Origin of the sequence: Helicobacter pylori, assembly GCF_014496965.1 — a bacterium.
In the GTDB taxonomy this organism is placed as follows: domain Bacteria; phylum Campylobacterota; class Campylobacteria; order Campylobacterales; family Helicobacteraceae; genus Helicobacter; species Helicobacter pylori_CZ.
Genome location: NZ_JACTCR010000001.1, coordinates 54,682 through 67,555 on the forward strand (window position 1 = coordinate 54,682; position 12,874 = coordinate 67,555).

General features: G+C 42.1%; 15 protein-coding genes. All 15 read right to left on the reverse strand.

Features of this window, described 5'->3' with window-relative positions; all coding sequences use genetic code 11:
- Window position 1: 1 nt before the first annotated feature.
- Window positions 2–1,840: an NADH-quinone oxidoreductase subunit L gene (gene nuoL, locus H7O61_RS00350; RefSeq protein WP_187874792.1), complete on the reverse strand. Its 1,839-nt coding sequence runs from the start codon at window positions 1,838–1,840 to the stop codon at window positions 2–4.
- A 2-nt stretch (window positions 1,841–1,842) separates the two neighbouring features.
- Window positions 1,843–2,145, reverse strand: coding sequence for an NADH-quinone oxidoreductase subunit NuoK (gene nuoK / locus H7O61_RS00355; RefSeq protein WP_000579759.1), 303 nt, complete (start codon window positions 2,143–2,145; stop codon window positions 1,843–1,845).
- Entirely contained in the window at window positions 2,142–2,690 is a 549-nt protein-coding gene (locus tag H7O61_RS00360) for an NADH-quinone oxidoreductase subunit J (protein WP_127964664.1), read from the reverse strand. The genes nuoK and H7O61_RS00360 overlap by 4 nt, the downstream gene beginning before the upstream one ends.
- Window positions 2,683–3,342 carry an NADH-quinone oxidoreductase subunit NuoI gene (gene nuoI / locus H7O61_RS00365; RefSeq protein ID WP_187874794.1) on the reverse strand — a complete coding sequence of 220 codons (660 nt, stop codon included), beginning with the start codon at window positions 3,340–3,342 and terminating at the stop codon, window positions 2,683–2,685. The genes H7O61_RS00360 and nuoI overlap by 8 nt, the downstream gene beginning before the upstream one ends.
- A 9-nt stretch (window positions 3,343–3,351) precedes the next feature.
- Window positions 3,352–4,341 (reverse strand): NADH-quinone oxidoreductase subunit NuoH, encoded by a 990-nt coding sequence (gene nuoH, locus H7O61_RS00370; protein ID WP_001277310.1) that lies wholly within the window; start codon window positions 4,339–4,341, stop codon window positions 3,352–3,354.
- A complete protein-coding gene (locus H7O61_RS00375; protein WP_187874796.1) occupies window positions 4,338–6,899 on the reverse strand; it encodes an NADH-quinone oxidoreductase subunit G in 2,562 nt (853 codons plus the stop codon). The genes nuoH and H7O61_RS00375 overlap by 4 nt, the downstream gene beginning before the upstream one ends.
- Window positions 6,896–7,882, reverse strand: coding sequence for a hypothetical protein (locus tag H7O61_RS00380; RefSeq protein ID WP_187874798.1), 987 nt, complete (start codon window positions 7,880–7,882; stop codon window positions 6,896–6,898). Before H7O61_RS00380 ends, H7O61_RS00375 begins: the two co-directional genes overlap by 4 nt.
- A gap of 2 nt (window positions 7,883–7,884) precedes the next feature.
- Entirely contained in the window at window positions 7,885–8,115 is a 231-nt protein-coding gene (locus H7O61_RS00385) for an NADH-ubiquinone oxidoreductase subunit E family protein (RefSeq protein ID WP_000819164.1), read from the reverse strand.
- Window positions 8,112–9,341 carry an NADH dehydrogenase (quinone) subunit D gene (gene nuoD, locus H7O61_RS00390; protein WP_000068227.1) on the reverse strand — a complete coding sequence of 410 codons (1,230 nt, stop codon included), beginning with the start codon at window positions 9,339–9,341 and terminating at the stop codon, window positions 8,112–8,114. Before nuoD ends, H7O61_RS00385 begins: the two co-directional genes overlap by 4 nt.
- Window position 9,342: 1 nt before the next feature.
- Complete coding sequence (locus tag H7O61_RS00395; RefSeq protein WP_001873976.1) at window positions 9,343–10,140, reverse strand: NADH-quinone oxidoreductase subunit C; 798 nt, start codon at window positions 10,138–10,140, stop codon at window positions 9,343–9,345.
- Window positions 10,140–10,619, reverse strand: a complete 480-nt coding sequence (locus tag H7O61_RS00400; protein WP_001183508.1) for a NuoB/complex I 20 kDa subunit family protein — start codon at window positions 10,617–10,619, stop codon at window positions 10,140–10,142. Before H7O61_RS00400 ends, H7O61_RS00395 begins: the two co-directional genes overlap by 1 nt.
- A complete protein-coding gene (locus H7O61_RS00405) occupies window positions 10,619–11,020 on the reverse strand; it encodes an NAD(P)H-quinone oxidoreductase subunit 3 (protein ID WP_001183385.1) in 402 nt (133 codons plus the stop codon). The genes H7O61_RS00400 and H7O61_RS00405 overlap by 1 nt, the downstream gene beginning before the upstream one ends.
- Before the next feature lie 92 nt (window positions 11,021–11,112).
- Window positions 11,113–11,817 (reverse strand): SIR2 family NAD-dependent protein deacylase, encoded by a 705-nt coding sequence (locus H7O61_RS00410; protein WP_187874800.1) that lies wholly within the window; start codon window positions 11,815–11,817, stop codon window positions 11,113–11,115.
- The gene (locus H7O61_RS00415) at window positions 11,814–12,278 is read right to left on the reverse strand and encodes an RDD family protein (RefSeq protein ID WP_187874802.1); all 465 of its coding nucleotides are present in this window, start codon (window positions 12,276–12,278) and stop codon (window positions 11,814–11,816) included. The genes H7O61_RS00410 and H7O61_RS00415 overlap by 4 nt, the downstream gene beginning before the upstream one ends.
- On the reverse strand, window positions 12,268–12,873 hold the full coding sequence (gene pyrE / locus H7O61_RS00420; protein ID WP_187874804.1) for an orotate phosphoribosyltransferase: 606 nt from the start codon (window positions 12,871–12,873) through the stop codon (window positions 12,268–12,270). The genes H7O61_RS00415 and pyrE overlap by 11 nt, the downstream gene beginning before the upstream one ends.
- Between the last annotated feature and the right edge of the window lies 1 nt (window position 12,874).

Genomic DNA, 12,874 nt, shown 5'->3' on the forward strand with positions numbered 1-12,874 from the left:
CTTATCTCCCAAAAAAAGCTACAAACGCTAATAAGATTAAAACCCCGGCCACCATGAAGCGCAGCATGGAGGTTAAATTCCCATCTTGACTGATTCTAAACACACGCCCTATAACAAAAACGCTTCTTCCTATGGTATCCACTATCGCATCAATGATCCTTAATTCTACGACCTGGTGCAAGAATGAAGCGACAGCACTAAAAACTTTTGCAATCCCTTGATAAAGTTGCGGGATATAGTATTGGTTGAGCAAGAGCTTGTATAAAAAGCCCCTCTCTTTTTTAGAAGTGATACCATTTTTATATTTAAATATGGCATAAGCGATGCTCAATAACACCGCTATGGTGGTGATACTGATTAAAAGAGCGAGCGGGACTGGATACTCTCCAACACTAGGGATCACTTGAGAGATGAAATGAAAAAACGGCTCTTCAAAAAACCCAGCAATGACCGCCAAAACCCCTAACGGTAGCATGCTTAAAAGCATGAAATTTTTGGCTTCATGGGGGTGGTTGATTTCATGTTGTTTGGGGGCAAAGAATACTAGCATGATGAGCCTGAAGCTATAAAAAGCGGTAAAGATCGCCCCAATTAGAAGAACAAACCATAAAATGTGGTGGTGCATCCCAAAAGCCACTTCTAAAATCTTGTCTTTGGAAAAGTATCCTGCGAAAGGGTAAATCCCGCACAAAGCCACTGATCCTATAATCATAAAGATAGCTGTAACCCTCATGGGCTTGTATAAAGCACCCATTTTGATAATATCCAAATTGTCTTCCATCGCATGCATGACATTGCCTGAGCCTAAGAAAAGGAGGGATTTGAAAAACGCATGCGTGAAGAGGTGGAAAAGCGCGATCGCATAAGCCCCAAGACCGGCCGCTACAAACATATAACCCAATTGAGAAAGCGTGGAATAAGCCACGATGCGTTTTAGATCCTTATTGACTAAAGCCATGCTCGCTCCAAAAAGAGCCACAAACGCCCCCAAACATGCGATGAAATAACCCACTTCAAACACCGCGCTATACAAAGGGTTGGCTCTAATGACCAGATACACCCCAGCGGTTACCATTGTCGCTGCATGGATGAGAGCGGATACAGGGGTAGGTCCCTCCATAGCGTTGGCTAACCATGTGTGCATAGGGAATTGAGCGCTCTTCCCCATAGCGCCAATGAAAAGAAACACGCTAATGAAAAAGAGCATGGAATAATCGGCGTTATTGAGCATGCTAAAGACTTCTTTATATTGGAGGGTGCCAAAATTCCAAAAGATCAAAATAATCCCCATGAGCATGCCTAAATCCGTGATCCGATTCATCACAAAAGCTTCAATGGAAGCGTCATTCGCGCTTTTTTTATGATACCAAAAGCCAATGAGCAAGTAAGAGCATAGCCCCACCCCTTCCCAGCCAATGAAAAGCCCTAAAAAATTATCGCTCAACACCAACACCAGCATGGAAAACACAAAGCCGCTAAGGTAGGAAAAATAGCGGTTAAACCCTGTATCATGCTCCATATAGCCTATGGAATACACATGCACTAAGAAAGAAACTAAAGTGACCACGACAATCATGACCGCATTGATATTATCCAGCATGAGAGAAAAGCCCACTTTAAAATTCCCTACCACGATCCAATCAAACAAGTATTTTTCATAGCTTTGATGATGCCATGCTTGAATGAAAAGAACCACCGCGCCAATTAAAGAAACCAGCACGCACAAAGAATTGAAAACGCCCACATGCAACGCTTTAGCTTTAGCCCCAAACAGCCCCGCATAAACCGCACCGATTAAAGGCAAAAACAACACCACTGACAGCAAAGAAGAATACTGCATGCTCAACCTTTCATAGCGTTTAAAGAATCAATATCTAAGCTCTTGTATTTCTTAAACCATAAAATCACCAAGCCCAAACCAATAGCCACCTCACTAGCGGCAATAGCGATAATAAAGAGCGCGAACATCTGCCCGTCTAAATTGTGCGTGTATTTGGAGATCGCTACAAAACCGATATTGATCGCATTGAGCATGATTTCTGTGGAAAAAAAGAGTAATAGAATGTTTTTGCGTTTCAGCATGCCCGCTAAGCCAATGCAAAAGAGCAGCCCTGAAACAATCAAATAGTGGTTTAACCCTATCATAGAGATTCCTTTATAAAATGCGTGTGATTTTTCCCATGGATTTTTTGAATCCCTGTAGCGATGCCTCCAACCATGGCGACTAAAAGCATTAAAGCCGCCGCTTCAAAGGGAATGAGGTAATTGGTGAAAAGCACATAGCCAATCGCTTTAATGTTAGGGATTTGCGCATCAATAGCGTTGGAATTGACTTGCTTAGAAAGGTTTTCGCCAATGCTAGGAGCGCTTAAAATCAAGGTGAGCAATAGCACCACGCCAAATGAAAGAACGCACAAGATTTTAGGGCTTTGCTTGCGTTCAATGACTTCCGCAGCGGAGTTGAAAAACATCATGCCAAACGCATACATCACAATGACCGCGCCCACATACACCGTGATTTGCACCACGCCCAAAAACTCAGCGTCCAGTAAAAAGAAAAAAGCAGAGATAAAAACCATGCTGCTAGCGAGAGCGGTAATAGCATAAAGGATATTCGTGGTGGTGATCACCACTAACGCCATGCTTAAAGTAAGGATCGCAAAGAAATAAAAGGCAATGGTTTCAAACATTTTCATCTCCCTTATTACTTTCTGGGCTTGGAGACTCTTCTTTGGATTCTTCTTTTGAAGGCTCTTGAATATAATCTAAAGGGGTGGCTTGCATGCGTTCGTTATAATTAGGGCTTACCGCACCAAAGCCTAAAAATTCGGCATGCGAGCAGTTTTTAGCGTCTTGTTCGCTCGTTAGAAACTCGCTTTTAGAGCCGTATTGGGAGCGTTGGGTGCTGGCGTTTTCAAACCGATTCCCCATAACGATCGCTAATTCTGGGCAAACTTCCGCGCACAACCCGCAATAAATGCAACGCCCCAAATTGATCGTGTAAGAATCGATCTTTTTGCGGTTGTCTTCGCCCTTATGCGTGATGATCCTTATGCAATTGCTCGTACAAATCTTTTCGCACAGCCCACAACCAATACACCTTTCAGAGCCTGAGTCTAAAAGCCGTTGCAGATTATGCACCGCGCGATAACGAGGGCTTAAGGGGAGTTGCTCCATAGGGTAATGGATGGTTACGCTTGGGCTAAAAAATTCCTTGATCGTAAGCCCTAACCCTTTGAATAGATCCAAACCCAAGCTCGTTTTAATGGTGTCTTTAAACTGCTCGGTCGTGCTATGGATTTCGGCTCGTTTAGGAAGTTGCTTGTATTCTTGTTTGGCCATAAAACCTCCTTAAATTAAAATAACAATGCCCGTTAGCACGATGTTCAATAACGCTAAAGGCAGCATGATTTTCCAGCACATGTTCATCAACTGATCGGGTCTTACATGCGGATAAGTCGCTCTAACCCACATGGATAAAAAGACAAAAAAGCCCGCTTTGATTAAAATCGCTATGCCCCCAGGGATAAAGCCCCATGCGTTAAACCCACCAAAAAACACAATAGAAATCACAAAAGAAAAAGCGAATAAATGCGCGTATTCCGCTAAAAAGAACATGCCCCATTTCAAGCCGCTGTATTCGGTGCAATACCCTGCCACGATCTCGGCTTCATGCTCTAACAAGTCAAAGGGGGTTCGATTCAATTCGGCGTAGCTTGCGATCAAAAATAAAACAAACGCTAGAGGCTGCTTAAACACAAGCCAGTCTAAAAACCCACCGCTTTGGTAATGATTGATTTCCACCAAAGAGAGCGATCCTACCACCATTAGGGGGGCTAGAATGGTTAAGGTGCTGACCACTTCAAAGCTGAGCAGTTGGATCGTCGCTCTCGCTGAGCCAATTAAAGAGTATTTGTTATTAGAGGCAAGCCCGGCTAAAATGGGTGCATAAATCCCTGCCGAACCCACGGCTAAGAAAAATAAAAAGCCGATGTTGATGTCAGAAATAAGGGGCTTGATCTCATAGCCAAACAGAGTGAAATTAGGGAAAAAGGGGATGGGCGCCATGGACACAAACGCGCTCACCATCGCAATAATGGGCGCTAGCGTGAAAATGAATTTGTTCGCACCTTGGGGGATAATGTCTTCTTTAGTGAAAAGCTTAATGCCGTCTGCTGCAACTTGCAAAAGCCCAAAAGGCCCCACATAACAAGGCCCTAAACGGCGTTGGAAGTAGGCTAACACTTTCCTTTCAATATAAGTGGCAAAGCCTCCTAAAGCCGAAAAAACAGCGACTAAAATCAAAATTTTAATCAAGGTTTCAATGATATAAGCGCTCATGCTTGCTCCTTTAAATCCACGCTATCAAACACGCCCTCTCTAAAAAAGCCAGAATGGTTTTTCAAAAGAGAAGGCGAGATAACAAACACCTCTTGATCCAAGCTTTCATCAAGATACAAAACGCCTGTTAATTCCTCTTCTTCTTTAGATAAAGTGATGCTTTGCCCCACTTCTTTATTCAATTTTTTTAAGAAAGCTTTAGACACATAGACACCGGCTTTTAATTGCAGATTCTCGCTTTTATTGGTGGCGTTATTGAATTGCGTTTCTGGGTATTTTAAATAAGCGTTGAAAACGATTTTTTCTTTTAAAGGCTTGATAGGCTCGCATTCTGTGGTTTCGCATTCTTTAGCGCTGTTTTCAAAATGGCTTGTTCCTAATAAATAGCCTCTGTGATTAGCCCTGTCGTTAGTGAAATAATTGGTTAGATGATCAAACTCTAAGGCTTTAAAGCCCGCTTCTGTAGGGAGTTTGTGGGTGCATTCTGTGAGGTTTTCTTCCACAAAGCCAAAACCTTGCATGATATCGCTCAAGTCATAGCCTTCAAACCTCAAAGCCGGTTTTAAGGGTAACACACGCCCTTCAATATTAGTGATCGTGCCTTCTAGCTGGTTGAGACTGGGCAAAATAAAATCCACTTTACTGACAGCGTCTTTCCCAAAAACCCTATCGTCGCTATTGATAGTGAAATCCCCTTGAGCGCGAATGCCTACGATTTTTTCATGTTCAAAAATTTCTTCGCTCAATTCGCAAATGGAAGCGATGCCTAAAGCGTTCGCGCTCGGGGGGATAAGAATGGGTTTAATAGCGCTTTTTTGGGCTAATAAACGCAACATTTTAGCGATATTATGGGCTTGTTTGTGGCTATAAATTTCTTCGCCAACCACTAGCAGGGTGTTATTTGATTTTTGCAAAAGAGCGAGAATTTTTTCATAAGTTTCTAAATTGATGCCCGCTTCTTCAAGCAACAAATAAGTGGTTTTGGTAGGGACTTCAATTTTTTCTTCTTTAACCTCTGTCTTGTTTTCTGTTTGATTTTCTTTTGGGGCAGTCGCTTCTGTTTTATTCTCTTCTTTGTTTTCTTTTGAAGCAACTGCCTCTTCTTTGTTTTCTTCTTTGTTTTCTCCAATACTGCACCCTTGCTCGGCTTGTTCTAAAGCCTTTTTTCGCTCTTCTTCTAAGGCTTTAAGAGCCGCTTCATCCACAATGCTTTGTTTGGAATCTTCTAAGCTTTTTAAAGCCGCGCTTTCAATGTTAAGCATTTTTAAAAGCATGCCTAAAAGGATTTCTTCAGCCCCCACTTCATGGGTGATGCAAAAAGAGCTTCGGCACAAATTCGCTAGCGCGTTATCCTTGATAGGGTGCATAGCGATCAAAGAAGCTTTATTGAGTTTGAGAGCGTTATTAATAGCATAGCGCACCAAAGGGTTTTCTGTTTTGATAGAAGAGCCAATCGTAATGACTAAATGAGAAGTTTTAATCTCTTCAATATTGGGGCGTTTAACTTCGCCCAATACTTTTAAGAATTGTTGGAAATGATACGCTTCTTGATTGTAGATTTTAAAATTAAGCTTTTTCCTCAAACGCTCTATTAAAAACGCCTCTTCATTCGTAATATCTCCTCCTATCCGCACCGCTTCGCATTCTTTGAGGGCGTTTTGCACTTCTTTAAGATTAGCACTGCCTTTAGGGCTAGAGCTCACATCAAAAGCGAAACGGCCTGCCCCACAAATAGGGTTATGGTAAAAATCATTAAGCACTCTAAAGATTTTAGATTCTTCGCCTAGAGTATCAAAATGGCGTACATCATAAGAAATCAAACACCCGGCTGAGCAATGCGAACAAGTAGAATGAATCTTTTTTAATTCCCATGCGTTAGCCGTGTAAGCGAAATCTTTATAGCTCAAAGCACCCACAGGGCATACCGCAATGCATTCCCCGCAATCATAACAAGGCACGCTGCCCACAAAAGAAATAATGCCTTTTTGCTTACGACTCCACACGCTAAAAGCGTCTTTGGACATGCTGTCTTTAAATTTATCCGGAGCATGCAAATCGGCTTTAGTGGCTTTGAGATTGTTTTCGCCCACATTGTCCTTGCAAGTGGTTACGCACCTTTCGCACATGATGCACAAATTGGGATCATACAAGGCTTGTGCCCATGAATCTAGCGCTTTAAAATCATCAGCCACCGCATAAGGTTGGTGCTCTACGCCGGTTAAATGCGTCATGTCTTGCAATTCGCACTCCCCGCTCTTATCACACACGCCACACTCTAGGGGGTGATTGACATCATAAGTTTGCATGATGCTTTTTCTTTCATCCATGAGCGTTGGGGTGTTGGTGAGGATAACGGCGTTGTTTTTGGCTTTCGTGTTGCAGCTATAAATGCGTTTGCCATCCATTTCAACCATGCACATTTTGCATGCGACCGTGGGCGAACAACCGCTTAAATAGCAAATGGTAGGGATATAGATCCCAGCGCTCCTAGCGGCCTCTAAAACGCTTTGTCCCTCTTGGCATTCAATCGTTTTGCCATTGATATTCATTGTGATCATGAAATTCCTTGAGAGTGGGATAAAATAGGGATATAAGGGTAGGTGTCAAAAAACGCCCCTTCTAAAATCGCAATCAAGCCCTTTAAATTAGGGCTTTCTTCTAACTCGCATTCTAGCGTTTGATTGGAGATTTGAAACTTTGCTTTAGAATGCTTAATCTTGTTAGCGATCTTGAATTGCTTAGAAAAAGACAATTTGGGGGTTTTAAGGCTCTTATAAGAAACATAGACAAACGAGCCGTTAGCCTCACTTATTCGCTCTAAAAGTTCTAAATCTTTTGATTGGAGTTGTGATTCAAAAGGCAAAATGCCCTCTTTTAGGGCTGTTTCTAGAAACCATTCTTGATCTTTAGAATCATAAAAAGCGGTCGTTGCGCTTGAATCGTTGCAAGGGATGTGTAAAATTTCTAGGTAGTTTTGCAATCCGCTTAAAAGGGTGTATAAAAAGGCGTTATTGGCATGCTTAGTGATTTCTCTGTTTAAAACAAGCACCCTTTTTTTCGCTTTAACAATAAGCGCGATAAGCTCTTGCAATTCCTCTTCGCTCATGTTCGCTTCAGAGCTTAAATACCCCACATCTATTTTTTCTAAAACATGCCCTTTTAATGATGAGGTTTTTTCTAAAATGCCCCTTAAAATCAAAGCCAAAATCGCCGCTTCCGTGTTGATTTCATAAGACGCAAAAAGGCAATTTTCTTGCAAGTCTCTTGTATCTTGTAAGGGTCTTAATAGGGCGTAGGGGCGTTTTGATTGGTTAATGCTTCCTAAAATCCATCGTTCGTTTTCATTCAAACAAGCGTTTGAAAAACCCCCAAACAAAACGTACAAATCGCTCTTTTCTAAAAGGTTTAAGCTATCTTTACTCAATTTGTAATTGATCTTAAACCCTTTTTGAAAAGATAATTTTTCTAAATAATAAGCTTCTTTCAAACTAATTGAAGAGCTTGCACTTAAAGGGGAGTTTAAGGGGTTAAAGCCGCTCAAAATCAAGCCTTTTTTCTCACGACAATCGTCCAATCCGCTTGATTGAAACGCAAAGAATTGAGAAGCTCATGCCCTTTAGATTGGATAAATTCAGCACTTTTAGGGATATTGGAAAAATCCCCCACTTCAAACATGAAAATAGCGACTTCATTAGGTTGCATTTCTTTTTCAATCAATTCTTCTAAGCGTTCAAAAATATCTGCTTTTAAGGGGCGTAAATCAAAGCGTTTCATCTATCCACCTCGCCAAACACCGCATTGGTTGAGCCAATCACGGTTACTGCATCCGCTAAATATTGCCCCACTAAAATATCGCTCAAAGCCCCGATGTGATAAAAGCTAGGGGCTCTGATTTTTAATCTGTGAGGGTATGGCTCACCCTCTGAATGGATAAAAAACCCTAATTCCCCTTTAGGGCTTTCTGTGGGGGCATACACTTCCCCAACGGGCGGGTGCATGCCTTGAGCCACTAAGACAAAATGCTGCATCAAGGCATAATTTTGCGTCATTATATCTTCTTTAGGGGCGGAAATATAATGCGGGTTTTGAGCCATGATGGGCGTATCGGTTTTAGCATACATGGGGATAAGTTGCTCAATGATGCGAATGCTTTCATCAATTTCTAGCATATACAAGCAATACCGATCATAACTATCGCCATAATTGCCCACCGGCACATCAAAATCAAGCTCTTTATAAAGCTCATAAGGTTCTTCTTTCCTAATATCATAAGCGATCCCAGTCCCTCTTAACATGATACCGCTCATGCCCCAGCTTTGCGCCATTTTTGGCGTTACAACGCCCACATTTTCCAAGCGCATCCGCCAAATGCGATTCTTATCCAATAAGCCTTGAATGAGTTTTTTGCATTCCCTCATTTCGCCTAAAAACTTTTTTAAGCCCTCTAGCCAATTCGGGGGTAAATCCAAAGGCACGCCCCCAATCCTTATAGCGTTATGCGTGAGCCTAGCCCCGCAATAATCCTCCATCAAATCCAAGCCGTATTCCCTCGTTTTAAACGCATACAAAAACACGCTCATCGCCCCCACATCTAAAGCATGCACGCTGATAAAAAAGATGTGTGAAATCATGCGGTTAAGCTCTAGTAAAATCGTGCGGATCACTTGCGCTCGGCGCGGGATTTCTAAATTGAGCAAGGTCTCTACCGCATAAGCGTAAGCGTAATTATTACTGGTAGAAGAAGTGTAATCCAACCTATCGGTAGTGGGCATGTATTCGTTATAGGTCATGTTTTCGCCTAACTTTTCACAGCCTCTATGCAAGTAGCCAATTTCAGGGGTAGCCTTAATGATTTTTTCGCCCTCCAATTCCAAAATCAAGCGCAATTGCCCATGGCTACTAGGGTGTTGGGGGCCAAAGTTTAAAATCATTTGGTTGTCGTCATGTTCAAAAATGATGTTTTCAAATTGGGGGTTGAGTTTCGTGAAATTTTGAGCCATTTTATAGCCTCTTTTTTAAGATAGTGGGGGCGATTTTGTGCAAATCTTTGACAAAAGGGATTTTCTTAAACGCATGCTTTTCTTCTGTTTCTTTTAATTCTTCGCCCTTGCCCTGCTCATAGCCGATTTTTGCAAAATTGAAAGTGTCTTTTTCATCCACTCTCGCGCTGTCTCTCTGCTCTTTACCCACCACTTCTCGATATTCTTTGCCAAAAATTTTATCCACTTCATACCATTGAGCGAATTCATCGCCTTTGAGCGGGTAAGAACGCAATAAAGGGTGGCCTACCCAATCATGCGGCATGATAAGGCGTTTCAAATAGGGGTGTTTGTCAAACACAATGCCAAGCATGTCATACGCTTCCCTCTCGCTCCAATTAGCCGATCGGTATAAAAAACTCAAAGAATCCACGCTCTCATTAGGCAACAAAACGCATTTCACGCGCACCCTACGGCGGTTCTTACAGCTATCGCTAAAACCCACGAATTGATAAAACAATTCAAAATGCCCTTTTTTAGCGCACAAATCTATCGCGCTCATTTCGCTCAAACACTCATAACCCAAATGCCTTAAAATCGTAGCGACAGAAAAAATATCGTCTTTTTTGATCCAAAACACAGCCGTGTTAGTCTCTATGTATTTGTCTAAAATTTCATGCTTGTAAGAAAGGTGGTTGTAAATGACCTCATAAGCGCTGCCCTCTAAATATTTTTTAGGGGTGGGTTCTATGATTTTATAGGGGTCATGCTGGCGCGATTGTTTTTGCACATCTTCATAGGGGGATTGTTTTCTTACCATCACACTAACCTTTTAGGAGCGTCTTGTTTGATCGCTTTAGAGCGTCTGATCTTATCTTGTAAAACCATAAGGGCGTATTGTAAAGTTTCTGGGCGCGGTGCGCAACCGGGCAAGTAAATATCCACAGGAACGATCCTATCCGCTCCTTGAACGGTCGCATAAGTGTTGAACATCCCACCCGTGTTAGCGCAACTCCCCATAGAAATCACCCATTTAGGCTCAGGCATTTGATCATAGAGTCTGCGCATAAACTCGGCATGTTTTTTAGTGAGCGTGCCAGCGATGATCATCACATCAGATTGCCTAGGGCTCGCTCTAAAAATCGTGCCAAATCTGTCAAAATCAAACCTTGAACCCCCTGTTGCCATCATCTCAATCGCGCAACACGCCAAGCCATAAGTTAAGGGCCAGAGAGAATTAGAACGCCCCCAATTCAATAATTTATCCAAAGTGCTTAGAACGACTGGTGCTTGTTGCATTATTTCACCTCTAATTTTTGCCAGCTCAAAGCGTTTCGCTTTAAAGCGTAAATAAAACCGATTGCCAAAAAGAAGACAAAGCCTAGCATTTCAACGAGCCCAAACAAGCCTAACTTTTTAAAATCAATCGCCCAAGGGAACATGAAAACGATTTCTACATCAAATAAAATAAAAAGCATGGCCATGATATAGAAATGGTGCGACACCCTATTAGGCTGCTTGAGAGCCACAGGCCCGCATTCATAGGGAGCGAGCTTGAGCTTTTCGCCCTTTTTTTGAGCCATTTTACGGCTTAAAAACCTTTGAATCCTTAAGGTTAAGTTAAACACCCAAAAGGTGAATACCAACAAAACAAAAACGCCAAAATAGGGGTGATTCAATGCTTCTGCGGCTTGTTGCATCAGGCTCTCAAACTCCTTTAATTATTACTTTTAGCAAACGATGGAAGCAATTAAACCATGTTTTTGCTAATCGTTAGCTGAAAAAATAAAAATTATTTTAACATCTCTTGGGAGGCCATTTCTATGAGTTTGGGCATTAAATCTTGCATGGCATGCACCGCGTTTTCATTAATGCATTGGATATTCTGGGGCAAACGGGCGTTTTTAGCCTTAGGGTCAATGTAATAAATGAGGGCGTCTTTATGCGCATGCGTGTAGAGGCTAGCGGCGGGATAGACTTGCAAAGAAGTGCCAATGATGATTAAAAGGTGCGCTTGTTTGACTAAAGAAACCGCTTTTTTAAGCAAAGGCACCTCTTCGCCAAACCACACAATATCAGGGCGTAATTGCGATTTGTCCTTGGCCAAGTCGCCTAAATTCAAGTCCTTTTCCCACCTATAAACTAAATTAGGATCTTTCTTGCTGCGAACGCTTAATAATTCCCCATGCAAGTGCAAAATGCGAGAAGATCCCGCCCTTTCATGCAAATCATCTACATTTTGGGTGATGATATTGACTTGATAGTGTTTTTCCAATTCCGCTAAAGCCTTATGGGCTTTGTTAGGATAGACTTCAAAAAGCTGTCGGCGCCTTTGGTTGTAAAAATCCAACACCTTTTGCGGGTTCTTTTTCCAGCCATAAGGCGAGGCGACTTCCATGATGTCATGCCCTTCCCACAAACCGCCAGCGTCTCTAAAGGTTTTAATCCCGCTCTCTGCTGAAATGCCAGCCCCGCTTAAGATCACTAAATTTTTCATGATTCCTCCTTGATGGTTTCAATATGAGTGCCGCTGAATTTGTCATGCAAAAAAAACTTAAAAATAAAAGGCGCAACAAACCCTATGAGTAACCCCATGCTCAACACCCACAAAACAAACCGCCACAACGCTAAAAAAAATCCCACTTCTTCACCATTATTTTTGACTAATCTAAACTGAGCGTAACGCATTCCAGGGCTTTGGGATTTAAAAGCGATAAAAAAGCTGTGCGTTAGGGCGTAAAAAAGCAGGCATAAAAAAATCGCGCTCTGGTTTTCCCTAAAATCCTTCGCGCTCCCTAAAATCGCATAAGTCATTATGTAAAGCATTGGGGTATAAATCATAAAAATATCGGTGATGAAAGCCTTTAAGCGTAAAGAAAGATACAGCCCTTTTAAAGGGCTTTCTAAAACGCGTTTTTTTTCTGGGGTTTTATTTTTTTTGGTTTTTTTAGTTGCCACGACTTCCCGGTTTGATAGCGACGCTAGTAGCGCATAAAGGGCAAGAGCTAGGCTTGTGCATGTCAAAAACAAAATCTTCTAAAGCAAACAAGGGCAAATGGCTAGGCAAACACGCGCCCTCTTGAGCTTTTAAATGAGAATGAGCGCGTTTGCAGATGCCCCGATTAGCTAGAGCACCAAAAGCCACGATTTGAGCGCCCTTTTCTTCTAAAACTTTAGCGCATTCCATGGCGGATTTTCCCGTAGTGATGATGTCCTCACACACTAAAATTTTTTCGTTTTTTTTGACTTCAAAACCACGCCTTAATGTCATGGTGTTATTCACCCTTTCAGTGAAGATAAAACGCACGCCCAAAGCCCTTGCAAGCTCATATCCAGCCAAGATCCCTCCAATAGCCGGCGAGCAAACGCATTCAATATTCAAATGAGCTTCTTTGATTTGTTTGGCTAATTCTTTGGCTAATCGTTCGGCCAGTTTGGGATCTTCTAAGACTTTAGCGGATTGCAAATAATAATTGGAATGGAATCCGCTGCTGAGCAAGAAATGCCCCTCTAATAGCGCTTGAGCGTTTTGATAACATGCCTTAATATCCATG